The 19,547-nt window shown below is 33.8% G+C and carries 14 protein-coding genes and 1 tRNA gene; 4 read left to right on the top strand and 11 right to left on the bottom strand.

Annotated features, from left to right (window positions below; genetic code table 11):
* The first annotated feature begins 8 nt into the window (after nucleotides 1-8).
* A tRNA-Arg gene (locus ACKI2W_RS10670) sits at nucleotides 9-82 on the top strand.
* Between the two features lie 3 nt (nucleotides 83-85).
* On the opposite strand, the gene ACKI2W_RS10665 is transcribed toward ACKI2W_RS10670, so the two are convergent.
* A complete protein-coding gene (locus tag ACKI2W_RS10665) occupies nucleotides 86-1,915 on the bottom strand; it encodes a helicase C-terminal domain-containing protein (protein WP_407381945.1) in 1,830 nt (609 codons plus the stop codon).
* 76 nt (nucleotides 1,916-1,991) lie between these two features.
* On the opposite strand from ACKI2W_RS10665, the gene cobI reads away from it, so the two are divergent.
* On the top strand, nucleotides 1,992-2,693 hold the full coding sequence (cobI, locus tag ACKI2W_RS10660) for a precorrin-2 C(20)-methyltransferase (RefSeq protein WP_407381944.1): 702 nt from the start codon (nucleotides 1,992-1,994) through the stop codon (nucleotides 2,691-2,693).
* On the opposite strand, the gene ACKI2W_RS10655 is transcribed toward cobI, so the two are convergent.
* Nucleotides 2,690-3,460 (bottom strand): V4R domain-containing protein, encoded by a 771-nt coding sequence (locus tag ACKI2W_RS10655; protein ID WP_407381943.1) that lies wholly within the window; start codon nucleotides 3,458-3,460, stop codon nucleotides 2,690-2,692. The genes cobI and ACKI2W_RS10655 overlap by 4 nt on opposite strands.
* A gap of 201 nt (nucleotides 3,461-3,661) precedes the next feature.
* On the opposite strand from ACKI2W_RS10655, the gene ACKI2W_RS10650 reads away from it, so the two are divergent.
* Both ACKI2W_RS10650 and ACKI2W_RS10645 read left to right on the top strand, forming a co-directional pair.
* On the top strand, nucleotides 3,662-4,888 hold the full coding sequence (locus ACKI2W_RS10650; RefSeq protein ID WP_407381942.1) for an FprA family A-type flavoprotein: 1,227 nt from the start codon (nucleotides 3,662-3,664) through the stop codon (nucleotides 4,886-4,888).
* A 20-nt stretch (nucleotides 4,889-4,908) separates the two neighbouring features.
* Entirely contained in the window at nucleotides 4,909-5,322 is a 414-nt protein-coding gene (locus tag ACKI2W_RS10645) for a ferritin family protein (RefSeq protein WP_295112521.1), read from the top strand.
* Between the two features lie 207 nt (nucleotides 5,323-5,529).
* Here ACKI2W_RS10645 and ACKI2W_RS10640 read toward each other — a convergent pair whose 3' ends face one another.
* The 9 genes from ACKI2W_RS10640 to ACKI2W_RS10600 form a co-directional block, all read right to left on the bottom strand.
* Nucleotides 5,530-6,663: a site-2 protease family protein gene (locus tag ACKI2W_RS10640; protein ID WP_407381941.1), complete on the bottom strand. Its 1,134-nt coding sequence runs from the start codon at nucleotides 6,661-6,663 to the stop codon at nucleotides 5,530-5,532.
* Between the two features lie 15 nt (nucleotides 6,664-6,678).
* Nucleotides 6,679-7,896 (bottom strand): gephyrin-like molybdotransferase Glp, encoded by a 1,218-nt coding sequence (gene glp, locus ACKI2W_RS10635; RefSeq protein WP_407381940.1) that lies wholly within the window; start codon nucleotides 7,894-7,896, stop codon nucleotides 6,679-6,681.
* 21 nt (nucleotides 7,897-7,917) lie between these two features.
* Nucleotides 7,918-10,056: a phosphoribosylformylglycinamidine synthase subunit PurL gene (gene purL / locus ACKI2W_RS10630; RefSeq protein ID WP_407381939.1), complete on the bottom strand. Its 2,139-nt coding sequence runs from the start codon at nucleotides 10,054-10,056 to the stop codon at nucleotides 7,918-7,920.
* 10 nt (nucleotides 10,057-10,066) lie between these two features.
* The gene (gene ileS / locus ACKI2W_RS10625; RefSeq protein WP_407381938.1) at nucleotides 10,067-13,306 is read right to left on the bottom strand and encodes an isoleucine--tRNA ligase; all 3,240 of its coding nucleotides are present in this window, start codon (nucleotides 13,304-13,306) and stop codon (nucleotides 10,067-10,069) included.
* Between the two features lie 162 nt (nucleotides 13,307-13,468).
* Nucleotides 13,469-14,635 carry a methionine adenosyltransferase gene (metK, locus tag ACKI2W_RS10620; RefSeq protein WP_407381937.1) on the bottom strand — a complete coding sequence of 389 codons (1,167 nt, stop codon included), beginning with the start codon at nucleotides 14,633-14,635 and terminating at the stop codon, nucleotides 13,469-13,471.
* A gap of 366 nt (nucleotides 14,636-15,001) precedes the next feature.
* On the bottom strand, nucleotides 15,002-15,328 hold the full coding sequence (locus ACKI2W_RS10615; protein ID WP_407381936.1) for a hypothetical protein: 327 nt from the start codon (nucleotides 15,326-15,328) through the stop codon (nucleotides 15,002-15,004).
* A gap of 217 nt (nucleotides 15,329-15,545) precedes the next feature.
* Nucleotides 15,546-15,752 (bottom strand): hypothetical protein, encoded by a 207-nt coding sequence (locus ACKI2W_RS10610; protein ID WP_407381935.1) that lies wholly within the window; start codon nucleotides 15,750-15,752, stop codon nucleotides 15,546-15,548.
* Between the two features lie 14 nt (nucleotides 15,753-15,766).
* Nucleotides 15,767-16,060: a hypothetical protein gene (locus tag ACKI2W_RS10605; protein ID WP_407381934.1), complete on the bottom strand. Its 294-nt coding sequence runs from the start codon at nucleotides 16,058-16,060 to the stop codon at nucleotides 15,767-15,769.
* Between the two features lie 15 nt (nucleotides 16,061-16,075).
* Complete coding sequence (locus ACKI2W_RS10600; RefSeq protein ID WP_407381933.1) at nucleotides 16,076-19,516, bottom strand: hypothetical protein; 3,441 nt, start codon at nucleotides 19,514-19,516, stop codon at nucleotides 16,076-16,078.
* Nucleotides 19,517-19,547 lie beyond the last annotated feature (31 nt).

Raw genomic sequence — 19,547 nt, 5'->3', positions numbered from 1 at the left:
TGTTTAATGGGCCTGTGGTCTAGTCAGGAATGACACAGGACTTCGGATCCTGAAATCGGGGGTTCAAATCCCTCCAGGTCCGTTTTTACTTTTTAACTCTAACGACAGCTTCTTTAAAAAACTCAGGAACTAAAGATCTGTATATAGGGCTTTTTAAAACCATGTTAATATCCGAATCCAGGATATAAGTGTAACAGTAATCATCTTCCGCACGCATTCCACGTCCATAAGCCTGCATTAAAGTCATTACAGTTTTATATGCATACCACTTCTGGTCTTTTTTTCTGCGCATGTTAATCTGCTTATCGCCCAAATACGGGAATGGAATCTTATAGATTACCTGGAATCTGCATTTATCATAAGGCAAATCCACACCCTCGCTCATTGAAGGGGAAACCAGAACCAAAGGATTTTCATCATTCTCAAAGTATTCGAGAATTCTTTCCCTATTGTCTGAATTATGTGAAATCAACCTTGAATTAACCAAATTGTTGTTAATAAAATGCTGACATTTATAGCTGTTTGTGTGAATCAGTCCCTTTTCATCCTTATGCTTTTCAAGGATTTCCTTAAGTATTGGAATCGTTTTTGGTGCTGTCTTACTTATTCTGTTTTTAGACATTTTTCCCGCCAAATCCAGAATGATAGGTCTTTTTTCTTTAGTGAACGGACTGTCAACTTTAATGTGATAGACCTCATCAGGAGACAATCCCAGCCATTTTGAAAAGAGATTGCTTGACAGGATAGTTGCACTCATGAAAATAACAACATCACCATATTTAAGCAGACTGTCTTTGGCATAATGGTGTACCCTTAACGGTTTGAATGAAACGCCGTTTTCATCGCTGTCGATAACCCAGTTTTCAGGTTCGCTTTCAAGATTTTTCTTAAGTACTTTAAGCCTTGATATGGTGGATCGGATTCTTTCTGCCTTGTTTTTGGATAAATCCTTAATGTCAATATCTTCATATGACTCGGCAATAGCTGAAATTTCCATAAGCCAATCAGGGAGTTCTCCATCCTTCAGCGTTTCCTTGGAAATCACCCTACTAATGTCCTTTTCCAAACGGTGATTATAGATATTGACCTCCATCGTATTCATCAGTTTGGATTCAATGTTGTGGGCTTCGTCCAGAATAAGCAGGGATCTTGTACCGAAATGCTTTACATAGTTTAATTCCGCTATAGCATAATCGTAATTCATTAAAGTTATTGGAGAATTGATTGAATTGGTTTTCTGTTCCCAATAATGACAGTGGGCAGGAGACTGATAAAACACAGCACCTCCAAAGGAATCCTCAAAAGCCAACTCAGCATCCAATGTCGGATTTTTAGCAACACCGAACTCACAGAAAAAGTTGCTTGAAGTAGGGGATGTCTTACATGCCCCCATATCACAGGTTACTTCCAGACCGTCATGCAAACAGGAAAAGTTAGACCTTCCCTTAACCAGCGGAAATTCAAATTCGTTGCTATATTGTGATTGAAGCTGCTTTGTCATTGTTAGGATATATGCTGAACCATACATTTTAGCCAGAGTCGTTGCGATTGCGGACTTTCCCGTACCGGTTCCCGCTTCCAAAATGATATATTTATATCCCTGCTTGATTGCATCATCAATATTTTGAATAATTTCAAACTGGCCGAATCTTGGTTCGTAAAACGGGAAATTCTCTATAATATCTTCATTTATATGCGGGTATAACTCCTTAAGTTCAAAAAACCTGTTTACCTGCATCTTATGGTCTTCAATAGAATAAGACTCCTGTATCTCATCATCTAAAATAGATGTTGTCTGAGGCTTGGAAAAACTAAATAAACTAGTTGAACCCTCAGTTTCAACAGTACTCTTATGTTTACAGATACAATTACTTTTAAGCATACCACAATTTGGACAAAACATAGAATTTGACATCAAAAATATATTAGTATAGTATACTATAAATAAATTATATAAGAGCATTTGAAAAGAAATATTTATAAGTGATAATATGACTGAAAGAGGAAAGTTATTTGGAATTGGTGTTGGACCTGGAGATACTGAATTATTAACATTGAAAGCTGCTAGGATTCTGGAAAGTGTTCCTGTTGTTTTTTCACCGAAATCATCAAAAGAAAAGGAAAGTATATCACTTTCAATTGTCAAACCAATAATCGAAAAAAGAAAAGATTACAAAAAATTAATGCTTGTGGAACCGATATTTCCTATGATTGAAGATAAAGATGAACTTGAAAAGGTATGGACCTCCGCTTCAGAGTTAATTGCACAATATCTGGATAGCGGACGTGATGTGGCATTTATAACTCTTGGAGACCCTTCAATATTCAGTACATATTCATATGTTCAAAAGAAACTGAAAGGAGCTTATGAAATAGAAACAGTTCCTGGAATTACTGCATTTACTGCCTGTGCAGCGGCCCGTAATGAGGCATTGGTTGAACAGAACAATATATTAACAGTTGTTCCGAAAATTGATGACAGGCTTGATGATGTGATGGAATACAGTAACGCGATAGCATTGATGAAAGCATCAAGAAACATGAGAAAATTAGAATTAAAAATAGAGAACAATAAACGTACCAAAGACGTTTATTCCGTTCAAAATTGTACCCGTGAAAATGAAGAAATCATTGAAGGCTTTTCAAAAGACAAGCCTTATCTTACAACCACAATTATCAAATTGGATGATTAATTCTGGTTAACAGCAAATGGTTCAACTTCAAAAACACATTTACCATCACCCATAGTATAACATTGGATTTCAATTACATTAACCGGCGAATTGAAATATTCTGAAAACAGCGCTTCAAAAATACCCGTATCTAAAAAGCATGCCGGTTTACCTGTTTTAGGCAGCAATCCGCATTCGAAGCAGTCAAGAGCTGTGATTTTAATAATATCACCAACTTCAAAGGATACCTTGCCCAAACCTTTGGATTCCCAGAATTCAGCGATATTTTGTAAAAATATGTCTAAATCATCATCATATAGTGAATCAAAAATTGATCTGCCTATGCGAACGCCTGTTGCCTGCAATACGGGATCAATGTTAATTCCTTCCTGAATGAGCATGGATCTTAATGTATGGAATAATAAAACGGTGAAATCACCATCGTTATCAATGATATTATCGACCAAATAATCTTTTTGAGTCTCTTCAATTTCTTTTTGCTCTGTCAGATTAACGGAACCCAAATATTTTGAATTAATATAAAAAATCTTTTTTCTGTTATCATTAGGATGAATTTTAAATGAAACAATACCTGATTCTCTTAAACTTTTTAAATGGACAGAAACTGTGGATTTTGATTTGCCTGTATTTGAAACTATCTCATCAAATTCCATTTCGCTATCTCTTAGCATTTCTAGAATTGTTAGTTTTACTGGACTTTTAATAACATTAACGCCAATATTTTTTTCGGGATTTGAGAAAATTTGTATTGGTTTTTCATCTGCCATTAATTTGCACCTCTTATTAACAATTATTTAATTTATTGATTAATATAATTATCTAAAAAATGTATTTTTTAGTGTATTGTTCAATTTTAAAAAACGAACAGTTTTTGAAAACATAACTTATATATATTTTCTTTAACATAAATATAATAAATTCATATGTCATTCGTATGGATTCAAACAAATTTAATTGAGGAATATATTATGAAAGCTAATGCTCAAAAAATAGCTGAAGGAGTATACTGGATTGGTGTTCTTGACTGGGATTTAAGAAGCTACCACGGATACACCTTAGACGGAACCACTTACAATGCATACATTGTATTTGGAGAAGATAAAGCAGCAATCATCGATAATGCTTACCCTGGAAAAACTGCTGAAATGATGGCACGTATCGACGATGCATTCGCACAGGAAGGAAGAGATGTAAAAGTTGACTACATCATCCAAAACCACGTTGAAAAAGACCACTCAGGTGTTTTATATGACTTGCACAAAAGATTCCCTGAAGCACCTATTTACTGTACCGAAATTGCAGTTAAAGGACTTTTAAAACATTACCCTAAATTAGAAGGTGCTGAATTCATTACTGTCGGAACCGGAGACACATTAGATGTCGGCGGAAGAACCTTAGCATTCCTGGATGCATTCTTACTCCACTGGCCAGACAGCATGTTTACCTTGCTTGCCGATGAAACCGGTATTTTATTCCCTAACGATGCATTCGGTCAACACTTATGTTACACACAAAGATTCAGTGACGAAATCCCTGAATACGTGTTAATGGACGCTGCTCAAAAATTCTACGCAAACTTAATTACTCCACTTTCAAAATTAGTACTTAAAAAATTAAATGAAGTAGTTGAATTAGGATTACTCGAACAAATCAAAGTTATTGCACCATCCCACGGTCAAATCTGGACTGACCCAATGCAAATCATTGGAGCATACCAAAACTGGGCAACCGGTGTATGTGAAGACAAAATCACAATCATATACGACACAATGCACTACTCAACCCAGACCATGGCTCACGAAATTGCTGAAGGTGCAATCTCTGAAGGATACGATGTTGAAATCTTCTTCTTGCATGAAGATGAAAGATCCGAAATTGTTAAAAGTATCCTGACCAGTAAAGGAGTTGCAATTGGAGACCCTACCATTAACGATGTTCCATTCCCAAGTATCGGGGACATCATGTACTACTTGAAAGGTCTATTATTCAACAGAACTGGTATTGAAAGAAAAGCTGTTACCTTCGGTTCCATGGGTGGAAGAGGAGGAGCTCCTGCTAAACTCGCTGAAGAATTAGGTAACTGCGGATTTGATGTAATTGACACTCAAGAAATTTACTTCATTCCAACCGATGACGAAAACGAAGCAAGCTATGAATTAGGTAAAAAATTAGCTCAAGCTTGTAAAGAATTATAATTAAAAGGAGATGTATTAATATGGTAAAATACGAACATGAAATAGGTATTACAAAAGGAACACCTGTAGAAAAATTTGTTGCAGGAAACTTTGAAGGAGAAACCAACGAAGTAGGTATCTACTTAGCAATGTCCAGACAAGCTTCCAGAGAAGGCTATGGGGAATTAGCCGAAGTATTCAAAAGATTAGCATGGGAAGAAGCTGAACATGCTGCAAGATTCTGTGAAATGAACGGAATCATCAAAGATGACCTCAAAGCTAACATCGAATGGATGATGGGCGGAGAAAAAATGGCTAACGCTGAAAAAAGAGAAGCTTCTGAAAAAGCTCAAGAAGCTGGCATTGAAACCGCTGCTGATTTCTTCAGAGAAAGTTCCAAAGACGAAGGTCGTCACTACAAAATCTTAGAAGGTATCTTAGAAAGATACTTCTAAATTGAAAGAATTAATTTTCTTTCAATCCTTTATTTTTTTTACCGAAAAACCACTCATCAAAACAATGCCATTTAATTAAAATAATCATTAATAATTCAATATAATTTTTCTAAAACTATTGAAATTATGATGCATAATTATAAAATAATAAAAATAAGGTTAAAAAAAATATAAATAAAATATCTTGCCATACATGTAAGAGTGAATTTAAAGAAAACTTGCAACTAAACTGAAAACAATGACCATTGCCATGATGACTGAAATTGAATTTACCAGCGGCTTGTATTGATGTTCAGGAAGTTTATAGCTAAGCAATATTTCAAGCATTTTACCGCCGTCCAACGGCTTCATAGGAAGCAGATTGAATGTACCTATTCCCAAGTTTAAAACAAACATCCATTGGAACAGCTCCAGCAGATTAAAGTAAATCCATGGAAGCGGACCAAAAGCGTTATTCTTCAATTCGAAATGTTTTCCTGCCTGAATACCAAAGTAACCCACAGATTCATTGTTAGGATTTTTATCTAATGTCAGCGTATACGTGCCCTCATTAGTGCCTACGCTAACATTATCGCCAGGTTTAAAGGATCCGACAATATCCAGATAACTGTCTGAATCATCCACCGTGTGATTATCAATAGACTCTATAATCATTCCTTCCTTTAAATACTCGCTAGCCGGTGAATCACTTACGACACGATTGATTTCAATTCCGTTTTCCTGAAAATTGGCAGGTATTGCATATGATGAAATCACTAAAAATATGATTAATGCAATGGCCGCCAAAGACATGTTCGCAATTGAACCTGCAGCATAAACCCTCAGTTGGGATATTTTTTTAGAAGCCATCAATTCCGCTTCATCAGGCTCTACAAAGGCTCCCGGAATGATTAAAAACAATAACAGTCCGATGGATTTTATGCTGATTTTTTCAGCTGTGGCGACAATACCGTGAGAAAACTCATGGACAATAAGCACTGTAGCAAGTCCAATCAATCCATATCCCAAAGGAACATAAATCGATGAGCCCGGCATTTCAACACCAGGAATGACTAAAGATACCGAAGGAGCAGTTGTAACCGTTTCCAGAGATGACACCAGAAGCCATGCCATTAATATCATTGCCCCAAACGATACGAAAATACCCAGTGTCATGAAATATTTCCAAAAACGTGGAGATATATTGGCAATACGGGAAATTAATCCCCTAAGTCTTCCTGTTCTCCACATTATTACAGGAAATTCTATGGAAAAGCCATGAGTGGATAATCTATTATTAAATATTAAAGCCACCGTCCATATGACAAAGAAAGCTACCAGATAATAATAAATCCCATTCATTAAAACACCACAACATTACCAAAGCAAAGAATCGAAAAAGACAACGTCCACCATATCGCCTTTCTGATATCCTTCATCATTCTCATCAATTATGATATAGCTGTTAGCCTCAACCATTGAACGTATAATGCCTGAACCTCTATTCAATATATGTCTGGCATCATTATCATCAGTGAAAGCGCGAATGAAATCAGTTCTTCCAAGCTGAGATGGAATCTTTAATTGCGCTTGTCTTTTGACAAAATGCCAATTGAAGTCTCTTCCTTGCATTTTAAATAAAAATTTACGGGCAAATATATCAAATTGAGTCATTGCCGCAACAGGCTGGCCTGAAAAGGTGAATATGATTTTTCCATTAACTATTCCTGCACCAATCGGCTTGCCCGGCCTTATTGATACTCCATGGAATAAAATTTCGCCCAAATCATCGACAACATCCAATACAACATCCCCTTTACTGATGGCCGTTCCGCCTGTTGTCATGATGACATCATACTCTTCGCTTGCTTTTAAAACTGCATCCCTTACTTCTTCAAATGTATCGCCAGCATGAGTAAAGCTAACAAGAGCACCGGCATCCTCAATTAAGGATTTTATGGAATATTTATTGGAATTGATAATTTTAGCCTTGTCGATTTCATCTTTAGTAGGTTCCACCAGTTCATTACCAGTTACAATTAACTTGATTTTAGGTTTTTTATAAACTTTAACGCTACTATAACCTGCAGATGCAATCAGTCCCATTTCCTGATATCTGATGAAAGTATTTTTAGAAAGAATCTGATCTCCTTTTTTAATGTCCTCAGCCTTTGGAGAGACATTTTCACCGGGAGTAACCTGAGAATAAATAGTCAGTTCATCCCCATCTGTAGTAGTGTATTCCTTCATTAAAACAGCATCAGCTCCATCAGGAATAGGTGCACCAGTAGCTATTACAATAGCTTCACCTTCATTAATCGTCTTATCACAAAAATCTCCAGCACCCATAGCATCAACAATTTTCAATGTTTTAGGTTTGGATTGAGATGCACCAAACGTATTTTCCCCCCTAAGTGCAAAACCATCCATTGCAGATTTATCAAAAGGTGGAGAATTATGATATGCGATAATATCTTCTGCCAATACTCTTTTATGTGCCTCATCCAATGGAACTTCTTCTGTGTCCATTAACTGCTGATTGTCATCAATCAACTTTAAGGCATCATTTAAAGAGTCTAATTTTGATAAAAACATATAAACACCAGTCAAACTTATTTAAGCCATGTATTTTTCAATAACGCCATAATATGAATCTTTCAATTCATCAATGCCGAATTCATTATCATTAATTTTTAGGACATTACCTTTAACTTCCCCTATAACAGTTACAGGAACATCTATTTTTGATAATATATCATCGGCAGCATCAGATTTGACAGTCATTAAATATCTGCCATGACTTTCAGAGTAAATTAATTGATTTTCATCCAAATCATCGGAAGTTAATTCAACTTCACAGCCAATATCGGATGACATTACCATTTCAGAAAGTGCAATTGCCAAACCTCCTGCAGACACATCGTGAATTGCAGTGATATCCTTATTATAATCCCCATCCAATAAGTTTAATATTGTTTTAGCATTAGCAACTTCGTCATCAATTCTAATTCTTGGAGCTACACCTTTTTCCAAATTATGTATAGTTCTGTGATATTCAGAACCTGTCAATTCATCAAAAGTTTCTCCAATTAACAGGATTTTATCCCCTTCATTTTTAAAGTCCATAGTTCTAATATTTTCGATATTTTCAACACCTATGACACCAACAGCAGGAGTCGGATTGATTTTAATTCCTTCCGTTTCATTATAGAAACTTACATTTCCGCTGATGACAGGAGCTTCAAATTTCTCGGCAACCAGACTCATACCTTCAATGGCTCTTTTGAATTGCCATAGGATATCAGGCTTTTCAGGATTACCGAAGTTAAGACAATCCACCACAGCATATGGAGTAGCTCCCATTGAAACTACATTACGGATAGCTTCAGCAACACATCCGGCAGCTCCGTCAAATGGAGACAATTTAGTGTGGATTGTATTTGAATCAGTTGTAAGAGCGATAGCTGTTGTATCATCAATTCTTAAAACAGCCGCATCATCTCCAGGCTTTACGACAGTCCTTACCTGAACCTCATGGTCATATTGTTTGTAAACCCAGCTTTTTGAAGCTATATTCGGTGAAGACAATAATTTAAGCAAGGATTCCTTAATTGGAGGATGTTCAACAACAACAGGCTCCAGATCTTCAGGAATTTCTTCCAATGGTCTGTTTAAGGATGGCGGGTCTGCGAGTAAAATAGTAGGCAAGTTTGCAATTTCATCACCCTCATCAGAAATTATCATGTTATTGCCTTCCCTTACCTCACCGATCACTGCTGAGACAATTTCATGCTTGTCACAGATTTCAGTTGCCTTTTCAACATCTTTTGGATTTAATACGAATACCATTCTTTCCTGTGATTCGGATAGCATTATTTCATATGGAGTCATTCCAGTTTCTCTTAAAGGAATGGAACGAAGGTCAACGAATGCCGCATTGTCTGATTCGTCTACAAGCTCTGAAATACAACAGGTAAGGCCTCCACCACCCAAATCCTTGACACCACTTACATCAATTTCTTCTAGAATCTCGAGTGATGCTTCCAATACTCTTTTTTTAGTGAACGGATCTGCTACCTGTACAGCAGGCCTGTCTTCAGTTTCAGAGTCAGATGTCAGCTCTTCAGATGCGAAAGTTACTCCATGAATACCGTCACGGCCAGTGGTTCCTCCCATAAGGAAGAATACATCACCGACATAAGGTGCCTGACCACGTACGATTTTATCTTTCTCGACAAGTCCCACGCACATTACATTTACTAAAGGATTTGTTCTGAAGGATTCATCGAATTCTATTTCACCTGCGACGGTTGGAACACCAACACGGTTACCGTAATCTGAAATTCCTTTTACAACATGTTCGAATAGGTATCTTGATTTTTCATCTTCCAGAGGACCGAATCTTAAGGAATCAAGAAGAGCTATAGGCATTGCACCCATTGAAATAATATCTCTTAGAATTCCTCCAATACCAGTTCCAGCTCCACCATAAGGTTCAATAGCTGACGGGTGATTGTGAGATTCCATACCAACTGCAAGAGCGTATTTGTCTGTGACAGAAACTAACCCCGCATCGTCGCCAGGACCTAAAATAATATTTTCTCCTTCAGTTGGAAAAGTACCTAAAATTGGTCTGCTGCTTTTGTATGAACAGTGCTCAGAGAACATTACATCCAACATTCCCTCTTCAAGCTCATTCATTTCCCTGCCAAGAATACCTTCAATATATTCCACTTCAGAATCTGTTAAAGTCATTTTAAACACCTTAGATATTTTTTATGGATATGATTACTTTCTCGCCTTCTATATCCCATTCTTTTTCATAATCACTAGCTTTATCGCAAACTTCGCTGTCTGTAATTGTTAAACTTCTGGCCCTGACTTCATGAGAGATGAATTCTGATTGAGGAGTAATCAATTCTTTAAATTCCGGAGTTGTTTCGACGCATACGTCAATGTTTGCTTCAACATCCAAATCCAAATCTTTTCTCATGTCCTGAACCCTTCTTATGAGTTCACGAGCCATTGCTTCCTGTCTGATTTCCAGAGTAATGTTTGTGTTAACGAATACATTTCCGCCTTCAAACTCTGATGAAACGAAATCATCCGGAAGTTCTGAATCAAAGAGTACGTCATCGCCAGACAATTCATGACCTTCTATTGTTATGCTTCCGTTGGCTTCAAGGTCTGCCTTGATTTGATTGCCGTCACCCTGTTTTAATGCGGCCATTACCTTACCCATGTCTCCCTTAAGCCTTGGACCTAAAGTCTTGAGATTAGGTTTTGCATTGAAAGACAATTTTTCAAACTCACTGGCGCATAAAACATCTTTAGTATTGGACTGGTCTTTAATGATATCAGTTAACTCTCCAATAGCTTTTAAAACATCCTCATCCTGAGATACGACAGTAATATCAGATACCGGCCATCTGAGTTTATATTGGGCAATGTCACGTGCTCTGATTGATGCATCTATTACTTCACGTGCAACATCCATTTTAGCTTCAAGCTCCACGTCTATTGCATCTTCGTCATAAGTCCAATCGTTCATGTGAATACTTTCAGGAGCATCAGGATTGACTCCTTTTACAAGGTTTTCATAGATTTCTTCTGATACATGAGGAGCAATAGGACATAATACAGATATTAATTTAGTAAGAGCAGTGTATAAGCTGTAATATGCACCCAATTTATCCGGATCGTCGCTTTCAACCCAGGTTCTTCCACGGATAAGCCTTACATACCAACGGCTTAAATCCTCCAATATGAAATTATTAATTTTTCTTGTAGCCTTATGGAAGAATAACTTATCGAAATCTTCACCAACCTCTTTCACCAACGTATTGGCCTTGGAGATAATCCATCTGTCTTCAGACCTTAAAATAATATCATCTTCAGTTATTTCTGTAGGATTGAAGTTATCCAAAGACATGTAAGTTGTTGAAAATACATATACATTCCATAAAATATTAAACATCTTGTTGATGTTAAGGAGTTCGTCCCATACGAATTTTAAGTCATCCCATGGTTTTGATGCCCATAATAAGTAGAATCTTAAGACGTCTGCGCCGTATTTCTCAATCACTTCTTCAGGAGACACTACATTACCTAAAGATTTGGACATTTTATTTCCGTTTTCATCTAAAACGAAACCGTGCATTAATACTTTTTGATATGGACTTCTGCCCATTGAAATTACCCCTGTTCCGAGTTGTGAATAGAACCATCCTCTTGTTTGGTCGTGACCTTCAGTAATGAAGTCATATGGATACCAGTCTTCGAATTTTTCCTTTTCTTCAGGATAGTACAGTGAAGCCCAACCGGCTACACCTGAGTCAATCCATACGTCCAATACGTCAGGAATCCTTCTGATAGCTTTTCCGCAGGAATCACATTTCACTTCAACCTCATCAACGTATGGCCTGTGGATAAGCTCAGCATCGCTTACATTGATTTCATTTAATGCTTCGGATTTGAGATCGTCAAGAGAACCGATTACTTTCAGCTCACCGCAGTCAGGACATTCCCATATAGGAATCGGAATACCCCAGTATCTTTGTCTTGAAATTGTCCAGTCACGTGCATTGTCTACCCAATCATGGAATCTGCCTTCTCCAGCCCATTTAGGTACCCATTCGACTTTTGCAATTTCATCCAACATTTTCTGTTTGATTTCTGTGACTTTTAAAAACCATTGTTTGGTAGCGCGGTATATGATTGGAGTCTTACATCTCCAGCATACTCCGTATCTGTGCTCAATGGTTTCGACTCTGTACATTAAATTTTTAGCCTGCAGATCTTCAATAATTTGCTGGTTTTCATCTTTTGTGAATTTTCCATCGTATTTTCCTGCATCTTCTGTGAAGCATCCGTCTTCGCCTACAGGACAAAATATTGGAAGTCCGTTTGCCTGACCGACTTCAAAGTCGTCAGGACCGTGTCCGGGTGCGGTGTGTACCAAACCTGTACCTTCACCAAGTTCCACATGGTCACCAGGCAATATTGTGTGGACTTTTTCAATTTCTGAGTCGAATTCCATCTGTTTTGGAATTTCATCAGCTAAAATGTAATCGTAAGCCATTCCGATTAAGTCTTCACCTTTTACGGTTTTAATGACTTCATACATTACTTCTTTTTCTTCGATGATTTTATCTTCTTCGCCTTCGTTTTCTGCAGGAATTTTGGTTCTGTGGATTTTGACCTGTTTTCCTAAAACCTCTTCCATAAGGTTTTCAGCCAAGATATAAGTTTCACCGTCTTTTGAAACGTAAACATAATCAAATTCAGGGTTTGCACAGATTGCAAGGTTAGCCGGAAGTGTCCATGGAGTTGTTGTCCATACAAGGAAATATGTATTTTCTTCACCGGTTACCGGGAATTTAATGAATATTGAAGGGTCAACCTTTTCTTCATATTCAATTTCTGCTGCTGCAAGAGCTGTACCACAGTGAGGACACCAGCTGATTACCCTTTGGTCGTGTACAAGCAGGTTTTGCTCATTTGCCTTTTTTAGTGTCCACCAGGAAGATTCCATATATTTCGGATCCAAAGTCATGTATGGATCATCCCAATCCATCCAAACACCCAACTGGTCGAACTGCTCTTCCATCGCAACTTTGTTTTCCATTGCAAATTCTCTACATTTGTCTACAAAAGCAGCTATTCCAATGGTCTCTTCGATTTCCTGTTTGGACTGGATATCCATTAGGTGTTCCACTTTATTCTCGATTGGAAGTCCGTGCATATCCCATCCGGCCTGGCGCCTTAGGCTGAATCCGTTCATGGATTTAAAACGTAGGTATGTATCTTTAATTGTTTTATTCCATGCTGTACCTAAATGTATTCTACCGCTACAGTAAGGTGGACCGTCCAGAAATGAGTATCTAGGACCACTTGCTCTAAGTTCATTAACTTTTTTAAAAGTTTCAAATTCCTTCCAGAATTTCTGAACTTTCTTTTCTATTTTATCATGATCGTATGATTTTTCTGCCTCTTTTATTGGCATTGTAACTCCTCAAAAATTAATAATTTATAATACTTATATTTTTGTTTTAAATATTAAATAAAGTTTATTGCAATATTTAAAATTTTAAAAAATGAAAAGATTTTAAAAGAAAAATAGAAATAAAAAAATAGAAAACTTATCCTCAAAAGAGGAAAGTCAGATTTAGTTTTTAATATACTTTTTTAAATCTTCAGCTTTGTCGGTTTCTTCCCATGGAAGACCTTCAATACCGAAGTGGCCGTATTTAGCGGTTTGTTTAAATTTAACATCCCTTAAACCTAAGGTTTCGATGATTCCGTCAGGCGTTAACTTGAAGTTTTCACGTACAATTTTTTCAAAGTCAACATCTGCACCGGTTCCAAAAGTATCCACCATAACTGAAGTCGGTTCTGCAACTCCAATAGCATAGGATAATTGGATTTCACATTTTTCTGCAAGTCCGCTAGCTACGATGTTTTTAGCAATGTATCTTGCCATGTAACATGCACTTCGGTCTACTTTAGTACCGTCTTTACCTGAAAATGCTCCTCCACCGTGGCGGGCATATCCTCCATAGGTATCGACAATGATTTTACGGCCGGTTAAACCAGCATCACCGTGAGGTCCGCCAATTTCAAACTTACCTGTCGGATTGATGTGCTCTTTAGTATCTTCAGTCATAAGTTCTTCAGGAATAACTGCTTTGAAGAGTTTTTCACGGATATCCTCTTTCAACTGTTCCTGATTTTCGGACATTGTCTCATCATGCTGGGTTGACAATACCACCGCATCAAGTGAAACGACATTGCCGTCTTTATCATAATTTACAGAGACCTGTGCTTTACCGTCAGGTCTTAAATATGGGATTTCTCCGCTTTCTCTGAGTTCAGTTAATTTATTAGTTAATTTACGGGCCAGATCAATAGGGTAAGGCATTAATGATTCAGTTTCATTAGTTGCAAAACCGAACATCATTCCCTGATCTCCAGCTCCGGTTTCTTCTTCTCCACGGTCTACCCCTTGATTAATATCCGCAGATTGTTCATGAAGCCTATTTTCAACTTTACAAGTGTGACCATCAAATTTTAAATCAGGATTGTCATATCCAATTTCAATGATAGTATCCCTAATGATTTTTTCAATTTCATCTTCTGAGATATGAGCTGATGAGGTTATTTCACCAAATACCATACAAAAATCAGTTGTTACACAAGTTTCACATGCAACGTGTGAATTTTTATCCTGTGCCATATATGCATCCAATATAGCATCAGAAATAATATCTGCAACCTTGTCAGGATGTCCCTGAGTTACTGATTCTGATGTAAATGTTCTACCTAGTTCATTCATATTTTATCACCAATATTCAATTTTATAATTCAGTGTTTTATTAACATAATAAAATAGTCACTATTAAATTATATCTTAAATGTTTATTAAATATTATCCTTATAATTCAGATTACAATCCAAGATTATTTTGGAAAGAATACTATCATTATCAGTCCAATTACTGTCCAAAAAATGAAATTAATTATTTTATAATACATATTATTAAATAAACGATTTAAATAAAGATAATAAATAAATAGAACAATTATTCCACATAAAAATAGTTTATTATTAAGTATAAACAATCCATAACATACAATTAAAACAATGCCAATGAAAAGTATCATTAAAATATCTTTTTTATCCATAATTCACCTGAATCAATTCATTTAAGAAACTCTGTTATAACTACAAAACTAATTCCTAAAAATAAGATAATAAAAAACATTCTGTCAGAAAAATCTTTATAATCCATGTCTTTATTTTTGTAATAGCTTCTAACTGAAAGCGACATGAAAAATATTAAAATTAATGAGATTACAATTCCTTCTAAAAGGAATGAAATAACCCCATTTGAAATGAAAAATGAAATAATGTAAGATATTATAATAATTGAGCATATAGCTAAAAAATATGTGAGTTTAAATCTAGTAAATCTTTCCTGAGGATTTAAATCGGATCTATTAGAAAGTATAATTTTTAAATAATTCATTATCATTGCCACCACAAATTCTTATTTTGAATAATTTAAAAAACATAAAACAATAAAATTGTTATTACGATAGAAAAAATTAAAGTTAAACTTGCTAAATTTTTAACACTAATTCTATCAATTAACTCTTCGCCACGAAATATTAATATTAAACCGATTATATAACATACAGATAAAATTAAACCTTTAATATTCATTAGAGCACCATCTTATCCCATTATTCTCCATATGGACTGATAAATCTAAAATGTACTGTTAAAAATACCAAATATCCCATGAATGCTAAAAGTATCATTTGTTTTTTATTTTTATCATTTAAAGATATAATATTCAAATAATTTAATAAAAAAGCACCAAAAGGAAGAATTAATAATAAAAGGTAACTTTTAGCATGACTATTCATTATTTCATTAATTAAATTCATAAATTTCCCCCAAATCATAAAATATTTTTATAAATAATTGCAATTAAGAAAGGCAAAATACAAATTATCAAAAAGATTTTAACATATTTATTTTTTAGAATTAATCTATATTTCCATTTAAAATCTTCATCTTTATCTCCTATCGCATCAGGAATTAAGAAAATAAATAAGCTTGCCATTAATGGTGCAGGATTATTAAAAAATATAGTTAATATTAATAAAATTAAATAAATAGGAATTGAAATCCTCCAGAACATATTTAATAAATGATTCTCGTATTCTACAGTATTTATATCTTTTTTTCGCATGTTATCAATAAATAATTAATTTTCATATATGAAATTAATCATACTGCTAATTAGAGGATGGTATAAAAATATTCCTTTAATTGCATTCCACGTTATTTTTCCACCAATTACAAGAGGGTTTGTGGTTTCATAAACTGAAATAATTACACTTTTTAATGTACCATAAGGTTCATAGGTGATACTTGCTTTTGTTAATGAATAATATTTACACAGTAATTCAAATGCATCATTTGAATGCATAATAACAACTTCTGTATTTGAAAACGCACATTCTTTAATAATTATTTTACCTACAGTAACACCCGATTTAAAAACACCAAAAGGAAGTGATAAAGCAATATTTGCGAAAAACCAAGCCCCTCTCTCATAATTCCAGCCTTTATTTAAGTCATCGGCATAATATGTCAATATTCCGCCGAAAACTGCTAAAGTAATACCCCCCAATATTAGCCATCCCGCGGGATTTGAAACTAACAATGCAGCAATACCCACAGTAATAGCAACACTTCCAACAATACCTAAAAAATTATTATCCATACTATCAAGATAATCGTCAATTGATTCAAATGCACCATTAATCATATCTTGAAGATAAGTATAGGTAATATTTATATAATAATTAACTAATATTTCAAAAATTTCACTACCATTCAATAATTTTTCACCAAAATCACAGGCCCAGTCAGCTTGTTGATTAGAATAACAATACGATCCTTCAAAACTCAAATTAAGAACATCACAAACTCTACCTGAAACTAAATCAATAACTAAAATCCTTAAATTACTACCTTTCTCCCGAATAATGACAAAACCATCTTCAAAAAGAACTTCCAAAGAACTACCATTTAATAATAAATTACCTAAACCATAAGTAACACTTCCATAAGGACTAGTACCTGGAAACAAAGCATCCATAACCCAATATTCAATTTGTGAAAAACTGGCTGAAACCAAAAAATTAAAAGCTTTAACATTATTCATTTCACCATATACATCCATACCAAATCGAAAATCACATTCACCACTCAAAATTGTATGCTTAAAATCATCTCGAACACTAATGGCAATAGGCGTATTACGATTCCATGTTACATTAAATAAACTAGACCCAATATCAGCAATCAAATCAACACAATATAATGTTAAAAATCCATTTAAAAAACTACCATAACTAGCTTTCATATAACCTTCAGGATAATTATTTCTTTGATTCAACCAATACCTTAAATCATCTTCATTTAATTTAGTAGTAACAAATGTGAATGTTTCTAAAGCATCATAATCCGAATTAATATAATGTCCTTTGATTGAATTACTTTCATAATATACATTATCACCAATCCAATAAAAAATACCTAATTCAGGATTGTCTTTATATAATTGGTCTGTGTGCAAGTACGCACCATTAATATAACTAATATCAAAACTACGATAAATCTGATTACCCATAAATATTACATCAAAAGTATTATTCTCATCTTGTGCATTGTACTTCTTCAATTTATCTCCAGGATAACTAATACTTACATATGCAGTATCATGAAAATCTTTATAATGATTTTTAACAAAAATTTTTTCATCATTGGTTAAATTATAATAGTCCAAAACTAAAAATAATAAATACTCTTTCCAATCAATATCTTGTAATGAAGTAATAAACTCAAGAAAATACTGCGGAATAAGAATAAAATGATTATTCATTAAGACATTTAAATCCGTGATATTATAAGTTAATGAAGTATAAACATAGAATTGTGCTTTGATATTTGACATGTTGTTGTATAAAAAATCATTATACATATGTATTGCATTAAAAACTTCAGTTCTATACATTGATTTATAATAATCATATGCTGAATTTGTAATCATGAAATTTCTCACTATGATACCGTTAATGATTAAATATAACTCATCAGTGAAATTATTTAAGTTATGAGAAATCAAACTTACCCAACTAACACTATCATTAAGATATAAATCATGATTAAAATTTAAATGAGAATTATTATATAAAGCCGTGCTACTAACCTGAATTCTTGCGCAAGCACTTCGATTGATTGAGATGGTTTTATCCATATAATCCGAACTAACAATGAAATTTGAAATATCATCATTAACTTCAAAATAATATGATCCATGACCTTCAGATAAATATGAAACATAAGAGTTTGTCTGGTTTTCAAATTTAACTGGAATATTATTTGGCAAATAACCCTTATATGACAAATCAACACCTTTAGAATTATGAGTCAAATCACAAGAAATAATGGCTCCATAAATCAATCCATCATGAACATTATATGAAGAAATATCTGCATTTAACACAATATAAGAATCAAAAACAATATCCTTATACCTTTTGTAATAAATTAAACTTAATACTCCATAATCACCCCACCAATTATCAGACAAATCAACATGACTATATGAAGTAATATAAATATTATGCGTTTTCATTCCTCCATAATAATCAAATAAAATATAATTTAAATAAAAAGTATTAGAATAATTAGGACAATCAATATTAATTAAATAATAATTTATTAAAGAAGTATTTTCACCAGATTTAGGTTTGTTATATATCCAATTACTATGAAAAGTATTATTTCCTGAATCAAATAGATTAATACCGACTGTTAAATTATTAGAATAAATATCATTGAAGAAGCTATCAATAAATATTAAACGACAATTATAATTATTAAAAATAAATGTATTGTTTTGTAAATAATTGTAATCCGAATTATATAACATAGATCCGTTATATGAATTAAAAATATTATTTTTTAAAATAGTTTTTTGAGAAGAATTTAAATAAAAAGAATAACCATTAGTGTTAATAAAATTATTAAAAAATAATTTATTTCCATCTCCACATATATTAACACAAGAAAATGAATTTGAACAATTTATGAAGCAATTTAATAATGTACAATTACATGCAGATATATCTATCGCACTAGAGTAAGCATTTGAAATAATATTTAAATCAATGAAAATGACATTATTTGCATTAACACGAATATTATTCCCATTAGTATAATTTAAAATAGAATTAGTAGATTTTAAAGTAATAGATTTATTAATTATTAATGATTCAATAGAATATAAATTATAAAGTTCAATCACATTACCTTCACCAGTATCATAATCATTTATTGCATTCATTAAACTTGAATAAAATTTTCCTGAATTCAAATTAGCTATGCTTACATTAAAAAAATAATTAATTGTAATAATGTCAGATTGATGATTATATTTATCAATACTGAAAAAACTTAAACTTACATGATTATAATTATTTAAAATAAAAATGTTTGTACCAGCATATAAAATATATGGAGAATTATTTAAAGAATAATAAATTAATGGATTATCATCCGTATTATCAATACAGGTTAAATTAATATATAAAGACTCTGTGTAAATACCTGAACCAATATTTGCAAAAACCATCGGTGCAGCATTATCAACAACAAAAGAATAA

It is taken from the genome of Methanobrevibacter sp. (assembly GCF_045603845.1).
Classification (GTDB): Archaea; Methanobacteriota; Methanobacteria; order Methanobacteriales; family Methanobacteriaceae; genus Methanocatella.
Note: the sequence above shows the minus strand (reverse complement) of the source record. Positions and strands in the feature narration are given on the sequence as shown.

What these genes read in the sequence shown, in the direction of transcription:
- ACKI2W_RS10665 (WP_407381945.1), bottom strand. Translation starts at nt 1,915, where the DNA reads ATGTCAAATTCTATGTTTTGTCCAAATTGTGGTATGCTTAAAAGTAAT.
- cobI (WP_407381944.1), top strand. Translation starts at nt 1,992, where the DNA reads ATGACTGAAAGAGGAAAGTTATTTGGAATTGGTGTTGGACCTGGAGAT.
- ACKI2W_RS10655 (WP_407381943.1), bottom strand. Translation starts at nt 3,460, where the DNA reads ATGGCAGATGAAAAACCAATACAAATTTTCTCAAATCCCGAAAAAAAT.
- ACKI2W_RS10650 (WP_407381942.1), top strand. Translation starts at nt 3,662, where the DNA reads ATGAAAGCTAATGCTCAAAAAATAGCTGAAGGAGTATACTGGATTGGT.
- ACKI2W_RS10645 (WP_295112521.1), top strand. Translation starts at nt 4,909, where the DNA reads ATGGTAAAATACGAACATGAAATAGGTATTACAAAAGGAACACCTGTA.
- ACKI2W_RS10640 (WP_407381941.1), bottom strand. Translation starts at nt 6,663, where the DNA reads ATGAATGGGATTTATTATTATCTGGTAGCTTTCTTTGTCATATGGACG.
- glp (WP_407381940.1), bottom strand. Translation starts at nt 7,896, where the DNA reads ATGTTTTTATCAAAATTAGACTCTTTAAATGATGCCTTAAAGTTGATT.
- purL (WP_407381939.1), bottom strand. Translation starts at nt 10,056, where the DNA reads ATGACTTTAACAGATTCTGAAGTGGAATATATTGAAGGTATTCTTGGC.
- ileS (WP_407381938.1), bottom strand. Translation starts at nt 13,306, where the DNA reads ATGCCAATAAAAGAGGCAGAAAAATCATACGATCATGATAAAATAGAA.
- metK (WP_407381937.1), bottom strand. Translation starts at nt 14,635, where the DNA reads ATGAATGAACTAGGTAGAACATTTACATCAGAATCAGTAACTCAGGGA.
- ACKI2W_RS10615 (WP_407381936.1), bottom strand. Translation starts at nt 15,328, where the DNA reads ATGAATTATTTAAAAATTATACTTTCTAATAGATCCGATTTAAATCCT.
- ACKI2W_RS10610 (WP_407381935.1), bottom strand. Translation starts at nt 15,752, where the DNA reads ATGAATTTAATTAATGAAATAATGAATAGTCATGCTAAAAGTTACCTT.
- ACKI2W_RS10605 (WP_407381934.1), bottom strand. Translation starts at nt 16,060, where the DNA reads ATGCGAAAAAAAGATATAAATACTGTAGAATACGAGAATCATTTATTA.
- ACKI2W_RS10600 (WP_407381933.1), bottom strand. Translation starts at nt 19,516, where the DNA reads ATGGTTTTTGCAAATATTGGTTCAGGTATTTACACAGAGTCTTTATAT.